General features: G+C 68.2%; 20 protein-coding genes and 2 pseudogenes. 12 read left to right on the plus strand and 10 right to left on the minus strand.

The window, feature by feature from the left end; all coding sequences use genetic code 11:
* On the plus strand, positions 1-193 hold a 193-nt coding region (locus tag VGR06_RS23510; protein WP_327561275.1), incomplete at its 5' end, for a hypothetical protein.
* 24 nt (positions 194-217) lie between these two features.
* Positions 218-1,000, plus strand: coding sequence for an IclR family transcriptional regulator (locus VGR06_RS23515; RefSeq protein WP_327561276.1), 783 nt, complete (start codon positions 218-220; stop codon positions 998-1,000).
* A 1-nt stretch (position 1,001) separates the two neighbouring features.
* Here the strand turns inward: VGR06_RS23515 and VGR06_RS23520 are convergent, their stop codons facing one another.
* The 6 genes from VGR06_RS23520 to VGR06_RS23545 all read right to left on the minus strand — a co-directional run bounded on the left by VGR06_RS23520 (position 1,002) and on the right by VGR06_RS23545 (position 8,852).
* Positions 1,002-1,949 (minus strand): ABC transporter substrate-binding protein, encoded by a 948-nt coding sequence (locus VGR06_RS23520; protein ID WP_327561277.1) that lies wholly within the window; start codon positions 1,947-1,949, stop codon positions 1,002-1,004.
* Between the two features lie 14 nt (positions 1,950-1,963).
* Positions 1,964-2,719, minus strand: a complete 756-nt coding sequence (locus tag VGR06_RS23525; RefSeq protein WP_327561278.1) for an ABC transporter permease — start codon at positions 2,717-2,719, stop codon at positions 1,964-1,966.
* 151 nt (positions 2,720-2,870) lie between these two features.
* The gene (locus VGR06_RS23530) at positions 2,871-3,527 is read right to left on the minus strand and encodes an ABC transporter permease (RefSeq protein ID WP_327561279.1); all 657 of its coding nucleotides are present in this window, start codon (positions 3,525-3,527) and stop codon (positions 2,871-2,873) included.
* A gap of 130 nt (positions 3,528-3,657) precedes the next feature.
* Positions 3,658-4,794 carry an ATP-binding cassette domain-containing protein gene (locus VGR06_RS23535; RefSeq protein WP_327561280.1) on the minus strand — a complete coding sequence of 379 codons (1,137 nt, stop codon included), beginning with the start codon at positions 4,792-4,794 and terminating at the stop codon, positions 3,658-3,660.
* A 237-nt stretch (positions 4,795-5,031) separates the two neighbouring features.
* Positions 5,032-7,626 carry a sensor domain-containing protein gene (locus VGR06_RS23540; protein WP_327561281.1) on the minus strand — a complete coding sequence of 865 codons (2,595 nt, stop codon included), beginning with the start codon at positions 7,624-7,626 and terminating at the stop codon, positions 5,032-5,034.
* Positions 7,627-7,676: 50 nt separating this feature from the next.
* Positions 7,677-8,852: an NADP-dependent malic enzyme gene (locus tag VGR06_RS23545; RefSeq protein ID WP_327561294.1), complete on the minus strand. Its 1,176-nt coding sequence runs from the start codon at positions 8,850-8,852 to the stop codon at positions 7,677-7,679.
* Positions 8,853-9,134: 282 nt separating this feature from the next.
* Between VGR06_RS23545 and VGR06_RS23550 the strand changes: the two genes are divergently transcribed.
* The gene (locus VGR06_RS23550) at positions 9,135-9,740 is read left to right on the plus strand and encodes a dTDP-4-dehydrorhamnose 3,5-epimerase family protein (RefSeq protein ID WP_327561282.1); all 606 of its coding nucleotides are present in this window, start codon (positions 9,135-9,137) and stop codon (positions 9,738-9,740) included.
* Here VGR06_RS23550 and VGR06_RS23555 read toward each other — a convergent pair.
* Positions 9,737-10,042: a S26 family signal peptidase gene (locus VGR06_RS23555; RefSeq protein ID WP_327561283.1), complete on the minus strand. Its 306-nt coding sequence runs from the start codon at positions 10,040-10,042 to the stop codon at positions 9,737-9,739. The two genes, VGR06_RS23550 and VGR06_RS23555, sit on opposite strands and share 4 nt — an antisense overlap.
* A 79-nt stretch (positions 10,043-10,121) precedes the next feature.
* Here VGR06_RS23555 and sodN point away from each other — a divergent pair, with 79 nt between their 5' ends.
* The 4 genes and pseudogenes from sodN (at position 10,122) to VGR06_RS23570 (ending at position 13,674) form a co-directional block, all read left to right on the plus strand.
* Positions 10,122-10,529 (plus strand): superoxide dismutase, Ni, encoded by a 408-nt coding sequence (sodN, locus tag VGR06_RS23560; RefSeq protein WP_327561284.1) that lies wholly within the window; start codon positions 10,122-10,124, stop codon positions 10,527-10,529.
* 302 nt (positions 10,530-10,831) lie between these two features.
* A complete protein-coding gene (locus VGR06_RS23565) occupies positions 10,832-12,436 on the plus strand; it encodes a DUF262 domain-containing protein (protein ID WP_327561285.1) in 1,605 nt (534 codons plus the stop codon).
* Positions 12,436-12,762, plus strand: a pseudogene (locus tag VGR06_RS43990) (HipA N-terminal domain-containing protein); the annotation flags it as partial. The gene VGR06_RS23565 and the pseudogene VGR06_RS43990, both read left to right, overlap by 1 nt.
* 45 nt (positions 12,763-12,807) lie before the next feature.
* Positions 12,808-13,674 (plus strand): HipA domain-containing protein, encoded by an 867-nt coding sequence (locus VGR06_RS23570; RefSeq protein ID WP_327561286.1) that lies wholly within the window; start codon positions 12,808-12,810, stop codon positions 13,672-13,674.
* Between the two features lie 25 nt (positions 13,675-13,699).
* On the opposite strand, the gene VGR06_RS23575 is transcribed toward VGR06_RS23570, so the two are convergent.
* Positions 13,700-14,626 (minus strand): AraC family transcriptional regulator, encoded by a 927-nt coding sequence (locus VGR06_RS23575; protein ID WP_327561287.1) that lies wholly within the window; start codon positions 14,624-14,626, stop codon positions 13,700-13,702.
* Positions 14,627-14,707: 81 nt separating this feature from the next.
* Between VGR06_RS23575 and VGR06_RS23580 the strand changes: the two genes are divergently transcribed.
* Both VGR06_RS23580 and VGR06_RS23585 read left to right on the plus strand, forming a co-directional pair.
* Positions 14,708-15,532, plus strand: coding sequence for an NmrA family transcriptional regulator (locus VGR06_RS23580; protein ID WP_327561288.1), 825 nt, complete (start codon positions 14,708-14,710; stop codon positions 15,530-15,532).
* The gene (locus tag VGR06_RS23585; protein ID WP_327561289.1) at positions 15,529-16,014 is read left to right on the plus strand and encodes a DUF1772 domain-containing protein; all 486 of its coding nucleotides are present in this window, start codon (positions 15,529-15,531) and stop codon (positions 16,012-16,014) included. The genes VGR06_RS23580 and VGR06_RS23585 overlap by 4 nt, the downstream gene beginning before the upstream one ends.
* Positions 16,015-16,286: 272 nt before the next feature.
* Here the strand turns inward: VGR06_RS23585 and VGR06_RS23590 are convergent, their stop codons facing one another.
* On the minus strand, positions 16,287-16,772 hold the full coding sequence (locus VGR06_RS23590; RefSeq protein WP_327561290.1) for a hotdog fold domain-containing protein: 486 nt from the start codon (positions 16,770-16,772) through the stop codon (positions 16,287-16,289).
* Between the two features lie 53 nt (positions 16,773-16,825).
* On the opposite strand from VGR06_RS23590, the gene VGR06_RS23595 reads away from it, so the two are divergent.
* A complete protein-coding gene (locus VGR06_RS23595) occupies positions 16,826-17,422 on the plus strand; it encodes an acid phosphatase (protein ID WP_327561291.1) in 597 nt (198 codons plus the stop codon).
* A 13-nt stretch (positions 17,423-17,435) separates the two neighbouring features.
* On the plus strand, positions 17,436-17,918 hold the full coding sequence (locus VGR06_RS23600) for a GNAT family N-acetyltransferase (protein WP_327561292.1): 483 nt from the start codon (positions 17,436-17,438) through the stop codon (positions 17,916-17,918).
* On the opposite strand, the gene VGR06_RS23605 is transcribed toward VGR06_RS23600, so the two are convergent.
* Complete coding sequence (locus VGR06_RS23605; protein WP_327561293.1) at positions 17,881-18,309, minus strand: hypothetical protein; 429 nt, start codon at positions 18,307-18,309, stop codon at positions 17,881-17,883. The two genes, VGR06_RS23600 and VGR06_RS23605, sit on opposite strands and share 38 nt — an antisense overlap.
* 185 nt (positions 18,310-18,494) lie before the next feature.
* Here VGR06_RS23605 and VGR06_RS23610 point away from each other — a divergent pair.
* Positions 18,495-18,655 (plus strand): annotated as a pseudogene (locus tag VGR06_RS23610) (diacylglycerol kinase family lipid kinase); the annotation flags it as partial.

Raw genomic sequence — 18,655 nt, forward strand, 5'->3', positions numbered from 1 at the left:
CGAGCCCACGCTGACCGTCATCGACGTCGTGGACGGCTCCTGCCAACTGGGCACCTCGACGGTGCAGTCAGTCCGCAATGGATTTACCGTGATGCTGACACTGCTCGACCGGCAGTACCGGCTGGAGATCAGCTACGGGACGAACACGGCGTCCCGAGCCTTGCCCAAGGCCACGCTGACCCGGACCGCGTGACAGGGAAGGAAAGTCGAAGGCTGGATGGGCCGAAGTAGCGATGTGCCCGCGCTGCGGCGCGGGCTCGCGGTGCTGCGTCTGCTCGCCACGAAAGCCGGACCGGTTACCGCGACCGCCGCCGCCCGGGAACTGGGACTGCCCCGGTCAACGACGTACCACCTGCTGTCGGAGCTTGCCGACGCCGGGTTCGTCACGCATCTGCCGGAGGAGCGGCGGTACGGGTTGGGGTTGGCTGCGTTCGAGTTGGGGTCGGCATATCTTCGCCATGATCCGCTGGAACGGCTGGCGAAACCGGTGTTGCGCAGGTTGATCGGGCGGACCGGGCAGACGGCGCACCTCGGTGTGTTGCACGGGCGCGAGACGTTGTATCTGATCCGGGAGCAGCCGGCCAACCCGTACCTGACCGTGACCGATGTCGGCGTGCGGCTGCCGGCGCAGCTTCCGGCCTCCGGGCGGGCCATGCTCGCGCACCTCCCGGCCGCGCAGGTCCGGGCATTGTTTCCGAGCCGGGACAGCTTTGTCGACCGCACCGGACGCGGACCCGCGAACCTGCCGCAGCTGCGCCGGGTGCTCGCCGAAGAGCGCCGGCGCGGCTGGGCCGTTGAGGACGGCCACGTCACGCCGGGTTTCGCCTCGGTGGCCGCGCCGGTGCTGGACCACACCGGCCGCCCGGTCGCGGCGATCAGCACGACGTTTCCGCACCGCTGTGACCCGGAATGCAGCGAGACCTGGCCGGACCTCGCCCGGCACACGCGCGGGGCCGCCGCCGAGCTCAGCGCTCGGATCGGCGGCCCCGCGACGGCATGAGCTACTTGTTGAGGCCCTGGGCGGCCAGCCAGTCGGCGGCCACCTTGGAGGCGTCCGGCTTGTCCGGCGCCGAGAGCTTGGTCAGCAGGTCGATGAGCACATCGGTGGTGAGCTTGGCGGACACCGCGTTGAGCGCGTCCTTGACCTCACTGCTCGCTTTCGACGCGTTGATCAGCGGGATCACGTTCTGCGCGGCGAAGTTGCTCTTCGGGTCGTCGAGCACCACGAAGTTGTTCACCTTGATGGACGGGTCGGTGGTGAAGACGTCGGCCGCCTGGACGACGCCGGTCTTCAGCGCGTTGATGGTCAGCGGGCCGCCGACGTCGAGTGGCTTGAACTCCTTGAACTCGATGTCGTAGTTCTTCTTCAGGCCGGGCACGCCGTCGGCACGCTTCGCGAACTCGGGCGGGCCGCCGAAAACGACCTCATTGGCGTGCGCCTTGATGTCTGTGATGGATTTGAGGCTCCATTTGTCCGCGGTCTCCTTGGTGACCACGACGGCGTCCTTGTCCTCGGCCGCGGACTTGTCCAGCACGATGAGGTTCGACGGCAGCGCCTTCTTCAGCGCGGTGTACACCTCGTCGGCCGCGGTCTCGGTCGCCTGCTTGTTGATGTGCTGCAGCAGCACGCCGGTGTATTCCGGAATCAGGTCGATCGAGCCGTCCTGCAAACCGGGGTAGTAGGTTTCCCGGTTGCCGATGTTGAGCTTCTTCTCGATGGTGATTCCCTTGGCGGCCAAGGCTCCCGCGTAGATCTCGGCGAGCACCGCGCTCTCCGGGAAGTTCGCCGAACCGACGATGATCTTGCTGGGCTTGGCCACCACGCCGGACGACCCACCCGGTTGCTGCGCCGGTGTGTTCGAGGACAGCGGGTCGGAGGAGCCCCCGCATGCCGTCAGGGTCAGCGCCGCGGCAACAGCGGTCGCCACACCGGCGAATGTGCGTTTCATCAAAAGGGTTCTCCTCACACAATAGTTTCTTCCGGCTCCTCAACCGGATTCATTCGTACACGAGCGACACGGCGTCCGATTCTGGGGGTGCGCAGCCCGGGAGACACCGCCAGCCGCTGGACCCCGGCCAGCACCAGCTCGACCGCGATGGCCAGCGCGGCGATCAGCACCGCGCCACCGGCCATCATGGCGTAACCGTCGGTGCCGCCGAACGCCCGGCCGTCGATGACGAACCGGCCGAGCCCGTCCAGCGACACGAACGCGGCGATGCTGGCCGTGGCGATCACCTGCAGGGTGGCCGCCCGCAACCCGCCGAGCATGAGCGGCAGCGCGATCGGCAGCTCGACCTTGAACACGATCTCCCGTTCGCGCATGCCCATACCGCGCGCGGCATCGACCACATCCCGGTCCACATTGCGGACTCCTGCATAGGTTCCGGCGAGCAGCGGTGGAATCGCCAGCGCCACCAAGGCGATCGTGACCGCCTGCACGGCCAGCGCCACCCCCATGATGATCGCCAGCAGCACCAGCAGACCCAGCTCGGGCAGCGCGCGGAACGAGTTCGCGATACCGACGACGAGGAAGCTGCCGCGCCCGGTGTGCCCGATCACGACGCCGAGCGGGACCGCGATCAGCGCGCCGATCAGCACCGCGAGCCCGGTGTACTCAAGATGCTTGAGGATGTGGAACGGAATTCCCGGCCCGTTGATGCTCTTGTGCCAGTTGTCCGGGTCGGTCAGCCACACCCACACCTGGTTGAAGATGTTCACAGGACGGCCCTGCTCTCCAACTCGGGAATGTTGGCCGTGGTCATGGGTCGCCTCGGGTGGCCGGTCACCGGACCACTCCTCGGGCAGACCTCGTTCCTCGGCCTACCCTCGTCGCGGTAGGCCAACTCCCTCGCCCGGCATTCCGCAAGCTTCATGCCGCCCTCCGGCTGCGCGCCCGGGTCCACGGGGTGAGGAACCGGCCGGCCAGCACGAGCACGCCGTCGACCAGCAACGCCAGCACCACGATCAGCACGATGCCGGCGATGATCTCGTCGTAGTTGGCCGGAGACAGCTGCGAGCCGTGCGTGATGTAGAAGCCCAGACCGCCGACGCCGATGATCGCGCCGACGCTGACCAGACTGATGTTGGACACCGCCGCCACGCGGATCCCGGCCACCAGCACCGGAACCGACAGCGGGAACTCCACCGCGAAGAACCGCCGCGCCGGCCCGAACCCGATCGCCGTCGCCGCCGCGATGACCTCACTCGGCACCGCGTCCAGCGCGTCGGCGACCGACCGCACCAGCAGCGCGACGGTGTAGATGGTCAGTGCCGCCTGCACGTTGACCGGGTCCAGGATCTTCGTGCCGAGCAGCAGCGGCATCAGCACGAACAGGGCCAGCGACGGGATCGTGTAGAGCAGGCTGGACACCGGCACCAGGATCGCCCTGGCCACCCGGGAGCGGTGCGCCAGCCAGCCCAGCGGCAGCGACATCAGCAACCCGACCAGCACCGGGATCAGCGCGAGACCGAGGTGGTCCCACGTGGTGGCAAGCAGTTCGGCGAGGTGATCCCGAACCCACTTCATACCGTGCTCCCTTGGCTCGCTCCGCTCGCGGGAGCGGGCCTTGACGTGGTGTCTTCCCTCCTGCGCTGCTCGGCCGCTCGCTGGCGCTCGCGACCTGCGCTGCTCGTCAGTCCAGACACCACCGGCCCGCTCATACCGGCACCTCGCCGGTTTCCCGGGCGGCAGCCAGCGCCCGCAGGACGGTGTCCGCGCTGATCCCGCCCACCACGGCGCCATCGGTGTCCACTGCGATCCCGAGCTGCGACGGGGAGCTCAGCGCGGCGTCCAGGGCGTTGCGCAGGGTGCCTGCGGTGCCGCTCGCGGCGGCTTCGGCCTGGTACAGCGACCCGCCGGAGGTCAGGTCCGCCGCGGTGACCGTGCCATCCATAGTGGACAGCAGCGGCTCGGACACCCAGCCGAGCGGCCGGTTCTGGTCGTCGACGACGATCGCCCAGCCGTCCCGCAGCCGCGCGCGGGCCGCCGAGACCTCGGCACCCACCGGCACCGTGGCCACCGGCGCCAGCTCGATTCCTTGCGCGGCAAGGAATCCCAGTGCCCGGTAGCCGCGGTCCCGGCCGACGAACGAGGAAACGAAGTCATCCGCGGGCTTTGCCAGCAGCGCCGCCGGGGTGTCGTACTGCGCCAGCGTCCCGCCGACCCGCATCACCGCGACCCGGTCCCCCAGCTTGATCGCCTCGTCGATGTCGTGCGTGACGAACACGATCGTCTTACCCAACTCCGACTGCAGGCGCAGCAGTTGCTGCTGCAGGTCGTCCCGGACGATCGGGTCCACTGCGCTGAACGGCTCGTCCATCAGCAGCACCGGCGGGTCCGCGGCGAGCGCCCGGGCCACGCCGACCCGTTGCTGCTGACCGCCGGAAAGCTGCGCGGGATAGCGCCTGGCGAACGCCGGCGGCAACCCGACGAGCTCCATCAGCTCGGCGGCCCGGGCCCGCGCCGCACGCCGGCCGGTGCCGTTCAGCACCGGCACGGTGGCCACGTTGTCGAGCACCGTGCGGTGCGGGAACAACCCCGCGTGCTGGATCACGTAACCGATGCCGCGGCGCAGCGCCGCCGGCCGCGACTGGCGGACGTCCTTGCCGTTCAACAGGATCGTGCCGGACGTCGGATCGAGCATCCGGTTGATCATCCGCAGCGAGGTGGTCTTGCCGCAGCCCGACGGCCCTACCAGGACGGTGATCCGGCCATCCTCGATGGCCAGGTCGAGCGCGTCAACGGCCACCGTGCCGTCCGGATACCTCTTCGTCACGGCCTGGAACTCGATCACTCGAGACTCCCGCGGGTCGGGACGGCCACTCTCCGGCCGCGTGATTCGATGACCTTAGTCGTATCCGCTGACACCGGCAGCACGTTCCAGCATTTGGCCAGACTCGTGGTACCCAGCCTCGCCCCGACCAACGCAACCTCAGGGGACCGTGGCGGCACTCAGCCACGGTCAACCCGACATCCGCACCGTTAGCTGGAACGCAACAACAGCAGCAAATTCCGGAGAGGCGGGACTGTCTCAATCACGTGGGATATGCAGCGGCCCGAGGCGCAGCAGCTCGCGGAACTCCGCCGCGGGCACCGGCCGGGACAGCAGCCAGCCCTGGTAGGCCTCGACGCCGACGCTGCGCAGGACGTGGAACTGGGTCGCCGACTCCACGCCCTCGGCCACGCAGCTGCGACCCATCGCGCGCGCCATGTCGACCACGGCCCGGGCCACCGCGAAGTCCGAGGCGTCGGACGCCACTCCGGCCACGAACCGCCGGTCCACCTTGATGATCTGCGCCGGCAGCTCCTTGAGCCGGGCGAGCGAGGAGTACCCGGTGCCGAAGTCGTCCACGGCGAACTTCACCCCGCGGTCGGCCAGCTCGACCATCGCCGCCCGGCTGCGCTGCGGCAGGTCGATCAGGCTCGTCTCGACCAGCTCCAGCACCACCCGGTCCCACTCGATGCCCGACTCCAGCACCGCGGCGGTCACGATGTCGACGAACTCCGGGTCGCCCGGCACCAGGCCGGAGAGGTTGACCCCGACGCTGACCCCGCCGCCCAGCACCGCACCGGCCATCACCGGCCACTTCGCCGCCTCCCGCAGGGCGGTGTTCAACACCCACTGGTCCAGCTCGCGCAGCAGGTCGCCCTGCTCGGCCACCGGCAGGAACTCCCCGGGCGGCAGCAGGCCGCGCTGCGGATGCGGCCAGCGGACCAGTGCCTCCGCGGAGAGCACCGATCCGTCCGGACCGACCACCGGCTGGTAGTGCAGCACCAGCCCGTCGTTGGCGATCGCGTCGCGGAGTTGGCCCTCCAGCAGCATCTGGCTGGTCGCCGAGGCGATCATCTCGGCGCTGGCCACCGACACCCGCCCGGTGCCGCGCCGCTTGGCGTCGAACATCGCCGCGTCGGCGAACCGGAGCAGGTCGGCCGCGCTGGTCTCCGGCCCGCTGGGCACCGCGGCCCCGATCGTCGCCGACACCCGTAACAGCTGGCCGCGTACCGGAACGGCGGTGCGCAGCAGCGCCGCCACCCGGTTCGCGAGCGCCTCCACCCCACCGGCTTCGCTGACGTCCGAGCAGATCACCACGTACTCGTCGCCGGACATCCGGGCCGCGGTGCAGCCCACCGGCAGCAGCCGCTCGAGCCGCCGGGCCAGCGCCTGGATCAGCTCGTCGCCGGCGTCGTGGCCGAGCGAGTCGTTGAACCGCTTGAAGTTGTCCACGTCGCAGAACAGCAGCGCGACGTTGGCCGCGTCCGGGCCGCCGAGGAGCTTCCCCAGCAGCTCCTTCACCCCGGCCCGGCCCGGCAGCCCGGTGAGATCGTCGTGCGTGGCCTTGTAGTGCAGCCGTTCGGCGACCTTGCGCCGCTCGGTCACGTCGGCGAACACCACCAGCCAGAACCGCTGGCCGTCGTCGGCCACCGACACGGTCGCGGAAAGCTCGCAGTAGACCGGATTCCCGGACGCGGTGGCCAGCACCCGCTGCCCGATCCGGAACGGCCCGGTGCCGTGCCGCCCGCCCTCCCGGCCGGCCAGCAGCCGCGCCCCGCGGTCGCTGGAATGGACGAGCTGCTCGGTGCTCATTCCGCGCAAGCGCTCCAGGCCGATGCTCAGCAGCCGGCACAGCGCCTCGTTGGCATCGACCAGGCGCTCGGACTCGTCGAACAGCGCGATGCCCACCGGCGTGATCGCGACCAGGTCGCTGAACCGCTGGCTGGAGCGCATCATCCGGGTCTCGGTGGAGCGCTGCTCGGTGACGTCCTGCGCGGTGCCGATCATGATCGGGGACCCGTTGCCGGTGCTCAGCGGCTCGCCGCGGCAGCGGAACACCCGGCGCATGCCGTCCGGGCGGACCAGCCGGAACTCCATCTCGATCGGCCGCCCGTCGGTGGCCAGGTCCCGGCACCGCTGATCCACCATGCCCTGGTCCTCCGGGTGCACCAGATCCAGGAAGTCCTGGTAGGTGACCGGGGTTCCGGGCGCGACGCCGACCAGCTCGTAGAGCATCGAGGACCACACCACGTCGTTGGTGGTCGTGTTCCACTCCCAGGTGCCCAGCCGGGCCACCCGCTGCGCGTCGCCGAACAGCCGGCGGTCCTGGCTGGCCTGCCGCTCGACCGCGCGGTGCCGGGTGACGTCCTGAACCGTGCCGAACACCCGCAGCGCCGTGCCGTCGGCGTCCCGCACGGTCTGCCCGCGGACCAGGTACGTGCGGGTGCCGCCGCGGCTGTGCACCTCCATCTCGACGATCCGGTCGGCCGGCGCGGACTCCAGGTCGGTGCGGAACTGGTCCAGCGCCGGCAGGTCGTCCGGATGCAGGTAGCCGATCGCCTCCTCGGCCGTGCCCGACGTGGACAGCCCGATCAGCCGGCGCAGACCCTCGGACAGGTAGACCCGCCCGGTGCGCAGGTCCGTGCTCCAGCTGCCGAGCCGGGCCAGCCGCTGCGCCTCCAGCAGCAGGGCACGCTCGGCAACCGGATCGTCATGCGGGGTGGACGGCTCCGAACCGTCCGGGCCCTCGGGGAACGAGGGCTCCGCGGCCAGCGCCGCGTCGATGGCCATGCCGAGCTCGCCGGGCTGCGGCCCGCGCGGGGGCAGCCCGGCGCGCACGACGCGATCGGCCACGGCGACATCCTTCCGCCCCCCGGCGGTAAGTAAATGCTCTTGCCGGGTCCTCAGGCTACCCCGTCCTCCCGCGCCGCCCGAGCGACCGCGGCCGCGACCTCCGGCGCCACCCGGGGGTCGAGCGCGCTCGGCACGATCATGTCGGGCGCCAGGTCCTCGCTGGCCACCCCGGCGATCGCGTCGGCCGCGGCCAGCTTCATGTTCTCGGTGATCCGCCGCGCGCCGGCGTCCAGCGCACCGCGGAAGATGCCCGGGAACGCCAGCACGTTGTTGATCTGGTTGGGGAAGTCGCTGCGCCCGGTGGCCACGATGGCCGCGTGCCGGGTCGCGACGTCCGGGTGGATCTCCGGATCGGGGTTGGACAGCGCGAACACGATCGAGGACGGCGCCATCGTGGCGATGAGCTCCTCGGCCACCGTCGAGCCGGACAGGCCCACGAACACGTCCGCCCCGCGCAGCGCCTCCGGCTTGTCGCCGCGCAGCCCGGCCAGGTTGGTCACCCGCGCCATCTCGGTCTTGACCGGGTTGAGGTGGTCGCGGCCGGCGTGGATGATCCCGCGCGAGTCGATCAGCGTGACGTCCCCCACGCCCGCCGCGAGCAGGATCTTCGCGCAGGCGATGCCGGAGGCCCCGGCACCGGAGATGACCACCCGCTGGTCGTCCAGCTTGCGGTCGAGCACCTGGTTCGCGCCGCGCAGCGCCGCCAGCAGCACGACCGCGGTGCCGTGCTGGTCGTCGTGCATGACCGGGCAGTCCAGCGCCTCGATCAGCCGGGCCTCCAGCTCGAAGCAGCGCGGCGCGGACACGTCCTCCAGGTTCACCGCGCCGAACGAGGGGCGCAGCCGGACCAGGGTCTCCACGATCTCGTCCACGTCCGTGGTGTCCAGCACCAGCGGGATGGAGTCCAGGCCGCCGAACGTCTTGAACAGCGCCGCCTTGCCCTCCATCACCGGAAGTGACGCGCTGGCACCGATGTCGCCGAGGCCGAGCACCGCGGTGCCGTCGCTGACCACGGCCACCAGCCGGTGCGCCCAGGTGTAACGCGCCGCCAGCGACGCGTCCTCGGCGATGGCGCGGCTGACCTTCGCCACGCCCGGGGTGTAGGCGATGGCCAGTGCGCGCGGGTCGGAGATCGGCCGGGTCACCCCGATGTCGAGCTTGCCGCCCTCGTGCGCGCGGAAGATCTCGTCATCGGTGACGGATTCGGACACGATGCGGTCACTCACCTTGTTGTCGATACCGGCGTGCAGCGGACGATCATTCACTGCGGTCACGGGCGTCCCTCCTGCGGGGATGTGCGCGGCGGCGCGGTTAATCTGCGCACGTTAGCCAGGCGCACTGGCGGTGCACTCGAGTACCGGTCGCGGTTTGGCCGATAACTGCCGGCACCGCTTGGCTTTGGGCTGCCCGTCGGTGGTAAGGGCGGGGCAGCGCGGACGCTGCGGTGTGCACAGTTTGTCACCCCATCGGCTCGGTGTCAGCGGCAGGGATCACATAAGGTCCGGGCCATGCAGGTGCGTGAGTTGGCCGTCCGGGACGCCTTCGAGTTCTCCCCGCAGGTTTTTCCGGACAACCGCGGCGTGTTCGTGGCGCCGTACCAGGAAGATCACTTCGTCAAGGCCGTCGGCCATCCGCTGCGGCTGGTGCAGAGCAACCACAGCTGGTCGCGCCGGGGGACGCTGCGCGGGCTGCATTTCGCCGATGTGCCGCCGGGACAGGCGAAGTACATCTACTGCCCGCGCGGGTCGCTGCTCGACGTGGTGGTGGACATCCGGGTGGGCTCGCCGACGTTCGGCGCCTTCGACGTGGCCCAGTTGGACGCGACGTCGTACCGCGCGGTCTACCTCCCGGAGGGTGTCGGCCACGCGTTCATGGCGCTGGAGGACGACACGGTGATGTCCTACCTCTGCTCCACCGGCTACAACCCGGCCGCCGAGCACGGCATCAACCCGCTCGACCCGGCGCTCGCCCTGCCCTGGCCGGACGACCTCGAGCCGCTGCTGTCCGACAAGGACGCCACCGCACCCACGTTCGCCGAGGCCTCCGCCGCGGGTCTGCTGCCGCACTACTCGGACTGCGTCGCGCACTACGACGCGCTCCGGGCAACCTACTAGCGGACCCGGCGCGGCCGCGGCCACAGCCGCCAGCGGATCACGCCGAGCACCTCCGCCGGGCCGAGGTGGTGGGAGTCGGTCGAGGCGGCCGCGTTGTCGCCGACCACGAACCAGCGGTCACCCTCCGGCCACACCGCGCGCTTGACCGACAGCTGCCCGGGCCGCTGCGGCCAGCTGACCAGCACAAGATCGTCCGGGCGGGGTCGGACGCCCATGCGCGCGATCACCAGGTCCCCGTCGGCCAGCGCCGGCAGCATCGAGCTCCCGGTCACCTGGACCTGCCGGTACCGCCGGTCGTCCAACGATCACCTCCGCCTGCCCGACGAGTGTGCCGGGAGTAGGGTCCGAAGTATCGGAGCAGTCACCAAACCAGGAGGAAAGATGCGACTCCTGTCGCGCATTCTCGGCCCACGGCTGGAGGCCACCGCGCACTGCGACCTCCCCTGCGGTGTGTACGACCCCGCGCAGGCACGGATCGAAGCCGAGTCGGTCAAGGCCATCCAGCAGAAGTACCAGGACAACACCGACCCCGAGTTCCGCACGCGCGCCATCCTGATCGCCGAGCAGCGCAGCGACCTGGTCAAGCACCACCTCTGGGTCCTCTGGACCGACTACTTCAAGCCTCCGCACTTCGAGAAGTACCCCAACCTCCACGACCTCTTCAACCGCGCCACCAAGGCCGCCGGCGCCTCCGGCACCAAAGGCAGCATGGACCCCGCCAAGGGCCAGGAGCTCCTCGACCTCATCGCCGAGATCGACAAGATCTTCTGGGAGACCAAGCAGGGCTGACTCTGGACCTCGCGAGCGGCGCTCACCATCGTGTCTCCTGGTGGGCGCCGCTGTCGTCTTACCGCCCCGGCCCAGCATCCTTAGACGCGCAGGTCCGGGACGAAGCCGCTACAAAGCGTTAGCGCAAGCGCACGGGTCGACATCAGCCGCTCCTTCACACCGAGCTCGCCAACGTCGCAGGATATCCGCTCACATGTACGTGCCACTGGCCCGCGAACTACCAAGCTCGTGGCTGGGTCACCGCTACGCTGAGTCCCGAACGGATCGGGCACCGAGCCCATGCGGCTGAGAAGGGAGTGGAGATGACGGCAGGTGCTGTACTGGACCGGTCGGGCTCCAGCACCTTCACCATCTGGGAGATCGTCAACCTGGCGCGAGAGGGCTCGATTAGAGTACCGTCGTTCCAGCGTGCATTCGCGTGGGATGCGGCCGACGTGCTCCGCCTCTTCGACAGCCTTTATCGAGGGTTCCCTATTGGGACGATTCTTCTATGGAAGCAACAAGGGCCTCGCGACACAATTTCATTCGGCCGGATCCAAATTGATGTCGCCGAACGATCCGACGCGCTTTTCGTAGTTGACGGGCAGCAACGAATCGCATCACTGTTCGGGAGCCTCTCGCCTAACCATAGAGAAGTTGACGAGAGATTTGAAGTATACTTTGATCTCTCGACACAGCGCTTCGTCAACCCCCGTCGAGGGGTTGTACCAAGTCGTTCGATTCCGGTGCGCGAGGCATCGGAGACAAGGCGGCTACTTAATTGGCTACGTCAGCACGAAGACGATCTTCAAGCCGAGGACTTCGACGTCGCAGATCGCCTCGGCGGGGTGTTGCGTGATTACAGAATTCCCGCATATATCGTGATTGGCGACAACCAAAACTTGCTTCGCGAGGTCTTTGATCGTGTCAATTCCGCCGGAAAACCAATCACCAGAGCACAAGTGTTTCACGCGTTGTTTGCGGGTGACGCACAGCCCGGAAGCCCCGCAATGGTGGTCAAGGAGCTACACGGTACCCATTTCGGCACATTGGATGAAAATCGGGTCGTACAGAGTCTACTCGCCATTCGAGGCGGTAACGTCCAGCGAGATATACGTGAAGAGTTCGAGGAAAATGAGGATCCATTCGACTGGTACGATCGAACCGAGCAGGCATTGGTGCGTGCGATAGGATTCCTTCGAGTAGAGGGCGTTCACCACATGCTTCTCATGCCGAATACACTTCCATTACCAGTATTGGCCGCCTTCTTCTTTCTACACCCGGAGCCTTCTACTTGGGTTCTTCAGCTTCTTTCCCGTTGGCTATGGCGAGGATGGGTACATGGGTTTGGCTGGCGGGAGAGCGGGCAAACCCCAGCTCTACGGAGAGCTGTCTCTGCAATAAATCCGAGAAAAGGCGCCCTTGACCAGGCTCCTGCTGAATATGACGCCGTCGAGGCTTTACTGACCCTGGTTGCAGACAGGGCGGCTCCAGCGATACCGCTATCAAACTTCAAGACCAATTCAGGGAACGGTCGGTTGATTCTACTAGCTCTGGCGGCGCTTCGACCGAAAGGGCCTGATGGCCAAGTTCTCGACCTGGCTGCACTGCTAGAGCAACACGGAGCGAACGCAGTCACCGACTTCGTGCCAGGGCGACGATCATACGCCGCAGCGCGCGGTTTCTGGCGTGCCGGAGAACCGAGCATATCCTCGGGCACCGACCGCGCTATTTTGCAAAGTCATCTCATCGATGGTCAAGCCGCACAAGCTCTGTCAGATGACAACATCGAAGAATTTGTCCGTATACGAGGAGCCGCGCTCAGTCAACAAGTCGATAGGTTTCTCGAAAACAAGCTTCAGTCAGGGGCAATAATTCGACCGCCTCTCCAAGAGCTTGTTGCCGCGGGTAATGCTGAGGACAACTGATGGACAGAGAGTCAACTCTGGCAGTGCAACTTCAGACCACTTCGGCAGCTTGGGTTGACGTTGGACACCTACACCAGGCAAACAATCGAAATTGGTTCGAATTCGACGATTCCTATTGGAATCTGGCACACAGGCCGGTTTTGGGACAGATCTTCGAGGAGCACGGCCGCGCGTGGAAACCTAGCGCGCGTGTGGCGTTGCCACATTGGTTCTCGCATCTCCTTCCTGAGGGTCGACTACGGCAGGCGGTCGCGGCGGCCGCGCACAGCAGCGAAGTGAATGAATTCGATCTATTGAGACTGCTTGGCCCCAGCGACCTACCTGGCGCGATCAGAGTAGTTCTACTCGACTCTCAAGGCAACCTTACGACGATGCCGGATGAGGCGGACGACGAGGATGCCGACCGCCGAGACGACCCTATACTAAAGTTCAGCTTGGCCGGCGTCCAACTGAAGTTCTCAATCTATGGCGACGAGCGCGGACTAACTGTACCCGTCGGAGGTCAGGCCGGAAACTTCATTCTCAAGTTCCCAGATGGAAGACCCGGATTTACTGGCGTTCCAGAAGCTGAGCTCGGATGCATACTGCTTGCGCAGCGAGCCGGAATTGACGCCGTATCGGCAAGTATTATTTCACCGTATGATGTCGACGGCCTAAAGGGCTGGGCCCAGCGATCGACAGGTAAGGCATTGCTCGTGAAGAGGTTTGACCGGCGCGAGGACGATGTCCGCATCCATATGGAAGAACTCGCCCAGGTCGTGGATGTTCCAACAGCCGTGATCAATGCGAAGTACACCCGCGCAAACTTCGAGACCATCGGCGTGCTCATTGGAGCTCTGTGCGGTGTCGAGTCAATTCGCTCAGTAATCGATCGAATCGTACTCAACGTGATTATTGGCAATGGAGATGCCCACCTGAAGAACTGGGCGATTCAGTATATCGACGGTCGGACACCGACCCTAAGTCCATTGTACGATGTGCTCCCGACCGTGCTCTATATCCCGAAGGACAATCTCGGACTTAACCTCGACAAGTCGAAATCGTTCGAGGCGGTCACGCCAGCTAGCTTTGATCGCTTGGGCTCACGAACAGGGTTCGGCGTTACGGAAGCTCGGAAACAGGCAAGAGACGCCGCGGAGCGAATACTCTCTCACTGGAATGTGCTTGCTGACTATCTCAGCCTACAAGGCTTTGCCAATCTCTCAGAGAGGCGGGAAAGACTGGGACTTCTACAATAGCAAGATTCCACCTCGTACTCTCCGACTAGCCGGCGCGGCGACGGTACTGCTGGGGGCTGCGGCCGTGGTGGCGTTTGAAGGCGGTGCTGAGGGCGTAGGGCGTGGTGTAGCCGACTTTCTGTGCGATGGCGGCGAGGGGGGCGTCGGTGGCACGGAGGAGGTCGGCGGCGAGGGCGAGGCGCCAGCCGGCCAAGAATGACATGGGGGGTTCGCCGACGAGGGTGGTGAAGCGGCGGGCGAGGGTGGCGCGGGAGACACCGGTCGCGGTGGCCAGCGAGGCGATGGTCCAGGGGTGGGCGGGGTTGTTGTGCAGCATGCGGAGGGCGCGGCCGGCGACGGGGTCGTCGTGGGCGCGGTACCAGGGCGGGCTGGCGGCGTCGGGGCGGGCGAACCAGGTCCGCAGGGTGGTGATCAGCAGGAGGTCGAGGAGGCGGTCGAGGACGGCTTCCTGGCCGGGGTCGTTGCGCACCAGCTCCGCGGCGAGGAGCGGGAGGAGGGCGCTGTCGGCGGCGTCGAGCACGAGCAGGCCGGGCAGGGCGCGCAGCAGGCGGTGGCTGACCTCACCTTCGAACAGGTAGGTGCCGACGAGCATCACGGTGTCGCCGCGGGGGTCGTTGCCCCAGGAACGGACGCCGAGATCCATCTCCTGGTAGAGCGGCCGGCCGTCGGGCGTCTCGCAGCGCTGACCGGGAAGGATGATCACCTGCGGCGGCGTGGCCGGGTCGTCGGCAACGGTGTACGGCTCGGGGCCGGACACGATGGCGACCTCGCCGGGCCGCACCCGCACCGGGTCGCCGCCGCGCAGGATCCACGCCTCGCCGCGGAGCATGGAGACCACGGTCAGCGGCGTCTCGTCCTGGATCCGCATGGACCACGGCGGCGCCAGGATCGCGCGCAGCAGGAACGCGTCACGCGCCCGCGGTCCGTCGAGCAGCCCGGCCAGTGCGTCCATGGCACCAGTGTAAGACGATCGGACATGAAGTTGAGCCGCTGAGCCATGGAAAGTCTCACCGAGCCGCCGTTGACTAAGCCCATGACACAGGAAATCCTCGTCCTCGGTGCGACCGGCAAGACCGGCCGCCGGGTGATCAGCCGCCTCCAAGCCCGCGACGCCCGGACCCGAGCCGGATCGCGATCGGGCAACCCGCCGTTCGACTGGGACGACCCGGACACCTGGGAGCCCGCCCTGCGCGGCACGAGCGCCGCCTATCTCACCTTCCAACCCGACCTCGCGATCCCCGGCACCGCCGACACGATCGCCGAATTCGCCCGCCTGGCAACGAAATCCGGGGTCAACCGGCTGGTGCTGCTGTCCGGCCGCGGCGAGCCCGAGGCCGCGCGCTGCGAGCAGGCGGTCCGCGACAGCGGCGCCGCGACCACGATCATCCGGGCCAGCTGGTTCAGCCAGAACTTCAGCGAGGGCCACCTGCTCGACCCGGTGCTGGCCGGCGTGGTCGCGCTGCCCGGCGCCGACGTGCCCGAGCCGTTCGTGGATGTCGACGACATCGCCGACATCGCGGTCGCCGCGCTCACCGAGCCCGGCCACGCCGGCGAGACCTACGAGGTGACCGGGCCCCGCCTGATCACGTTCACCGAGGCCATCGCCGAGATCGCCGCCGCCGCGGACCGCGAGCTGACCTACCTGCCGGTCACGCCGACGGAGTACCGGCGGATGCTGATCGAGGCCGGTCTGCCGAACGAGCTCGCGGACCAACTCATGGCGCTATTCTCCGAGGTCCTCGACGGCCGCAACGCCCACCTGACCGACGGCGTCCAGCGGGCGCTCGGTCGCGAACCCCGCGACTTCACCGACTACGTCCGCGCCACCGCCCCGACCGGAATCTGGAGCTCCCGATGATCCACGGTGCCCCACTCGTCTTGACGTTCACCGCCGCCATCGGCACCGGCGTCGCAGCCGGCGTGTTCTTCACGTTCGACTCGTTCGTGATGCCGGGCCTGCGCAGACTCCCCGCGCCGCAAGGGATCGCGGCCATGCAGTCGATCAACGTCACGGCGCTGCGCCCGCCGTTCATGCTGGAGCTGTTCGGCTCGGCCGCACTCTGCGCCGTGCTGATCGTGATCGCCATCGCGAACTGGAGCGAGCCCTACTCCGGCTACCTGCTCGCCGGCGGCCTCGCCTACATCGCCGGCGCGGTCATCCTGACCGGGGCGTTCCACGTCCCGCGCAACAACGCCCTCATGGCCGTCGACCCCGAGACCCCGGCCGCCGCAGAATACTGGACCCGCTACCTCCGCGAATGGACCGCCGGCAACGTGTTCCGCACCCTGCTCTGCGCCACCGGCAGCGGATTGCTGATCGCCGGCCTCCGCGCCGGCTAGCGCCACCCCTGACCCGGGGTCCACTGCCCAACGATTCCCGCCGGAGCCGACCCGGCCCAGTCGCGCCGCGGGGTGCTCGTCTCGCACGGCACGGTCCAGCTTGGCCGGCTCCCCGAACCATCGCTCACCGGTCTCCGCACCACGTTCGCCGAAGGCCAGTGCAACGGCGGGTACGCCCAGGTGTTCGGCGCCCTGCGGGCCGAGCCGGTGCGGGTCCCGCACACACCGCTGCGCCTCCGCCTCGAGTACGCCTCGAACGCAATCAGACACCGTCAGCGTTCGGACACCTTGACCGTGATCACGGCCTGCACGACGACCCGGCCGGTCTTGTCGTAGACCAGGACCGGCACCGGCAGGTCGACGGGTTCGCCGCCGAAGGCCGGGATCTCCGCGAGCTGGGCGACGGCGCGCAGGCTGGTTCTTGCCTTGGCCAGGTAGTCCACGGTCATGCCGCGCGGGATCCAGCGGTGCGTGGCCGGCACCGTGGCCTCGGCGAGCATGCCCATGGCGAGCTCGGCCAGGTTGCACATGGCGATGGCGTGGAAGGTGCCCAGGTGGTTGTGCACGCCCCACCACTTGGGCGCCCGCACCTCGCTGAACCCCGGCCGCATGTGGACCACGGTGGGCAGGATCGTCCGGAAGTACGGTGCGCGCAGCCGCACGGCCAGGGAGAACACCCACTTCCCCAGCGGGGCGCCGGCTAACCTCTGCCACAGCTGGAACGTGGTGGTCGGGGTGGACTGCTCGACGGTGCGCACCGGCCCAGGATATCTACCAGGCAGTAGCTCAGCCCAGGGCAGGGAGGCCGGAATTGTCCGCGGAGCACGCCGTGTACGTGATCAGGCACGGCCAGACCGAATGGTCGGAGACCGGCCGCCACACCAGCGGCACCGACCTCCCGCTCACCCCCGAAGGCGAGCAGCGCGCCCGCCGCGCCGGCCAAACGCTCGCGCGACTCCGCGGCGACGCGCCGCCGGCTCTGGTGCTCTCCAGCCCGCGCGCCCGCGCCCTGCGCACCGCCGAGCTCGCCGGCCTGACCGTCGACGAGGTCACCGACGACCTCGCCGAGTGGGACTACGGCGATTACGAAGGCCTGACCACCCCCCAAATCCGCGAGCACGTGCCCGGATGGACCGTGTGGACCCACCCGTGCCCCGGCGGCGAGACCGCCGAGCAGGTCGGCGCCCGGGCCGCCAAAGTGCTCGACCGAGCACGCGCCGCGCTCCCAAGCGGAGACGTGATCCTGACCGGCCACGGGCACCTCAGCCGGGTGCTGATCGCCAGCTGGCTCAACCAACCCCCGACCTCCGGCGTCCACTTCGGACTCGACCCGGCCGGCATCGCGATCCTCGGCGACGAACGCGGCGAGCCCCAGCTCCGCCGCCTCAACGTGCCACCGATCGGCTAGAAACGGAGACCCCTTGCCAGACCAGCGCATCCGACGCGCCCAAGAGTCCGATGTAGACACCATGGTGAAGCTCGTGTACGAGCTGGCCGAGTACGAACACGCCCCCGACGAGTGCCACCTCACCGCCGACCAGCTCCGCCGCGCCCTGTTCGGCCCGGCCCCGGCCCTCTTCGCCCACGTCGCCGAGTTGGACGGCGAGGTCGTCGGCTGCGCGCTCTGGTTCCTGAACTTCTCCACCTGGGACGGCGAGCACGGCATATACCTCGAAGACCTCTACGTCCGCCCGAGTGCCCGCGGCTCCGGGCTGGGCAAGGCTCTGCTCGTCGCGCTGGCCGAGGAATGCGTGCGGCAGGGCTACACCCGGCTGCAGTGGTGGGTGCTGGACTGGAACGAGCCGGCGATCGGGTTCTACAAGTCCCTCGGCGCCGTCCCCATGGACGAGTGGACGGTGATGCGGGTCAGCGGCGACGGTCTTGGTCGTCTGGCGGCGGGGTAGGGGGCTCGCCGAGGGACCAGGCTCGCGAGGGGGCGAGGAAGAGCAGCACGAGGACCAGCACGCCGACGAGGGCGACCGGGATGCCGAACTCGGGGCGGCCGGACGGGCCGGCGGCGTAGTAGGCGACGCCGAGGAGGAGCAGCTCGATGACGATGGCGGGGGTGCGGCCCCAGCGCTTGCCGAGGATCAGACCGGTGCCGGCGACGACGACGAGGGCGCCGAGGACGGCGAAGTAGCCGGCTTCACCGTAGAGGTTGCTGCCGGTGGTGGAGCCGCCGCCGAACGCGCGGACCAGGACGGCTACGGCGAAGCCGACACCGGTCAGCCCTTGCAGAGCCACGATGATGCCGGCCGCGCGGACGGTGAGCGGAACGGCGGCCGATACCTGCATTTGGCTGATCGTAATGCCACCCGGACGGGGGTCCCTAACGCCAGCCGGAGGAGGGACGATCACATCGTTAGTACTCCGCTTCTCGCGAGCAGACGGTCGTCTGGGTGCACTCGCGCGGGGTTTCGGCGCGATGGTGGGACCGGTAGGCGGTTCTGGAAGGGAGCAGCACACCCTACTCTGCGGTAATGCGCGCAGTGCTGGTTGTGAATCCCAAGGCGACCGCGACGACGGCCGCCGGCCGGGACGTGCTCGCGCACGCACTGGCCAGCCAGGTGAAGCTCGAGGTGGTCGAGACCGACTACCGCGGGCACGCCCAGGCGGCCGCGGCCCGGGCCGCCGTCGAGGG

It is taken from the genome of Actinophytocola sp., assembly GCF_036002505.1.
In the GTDB taxonomy this organism is placed as follows: domain Bacteria; phylum Actinomycetota; class Actinomycetes; order Mycobacteriales; family Pseudonocardiaceae; genus DASYTH01.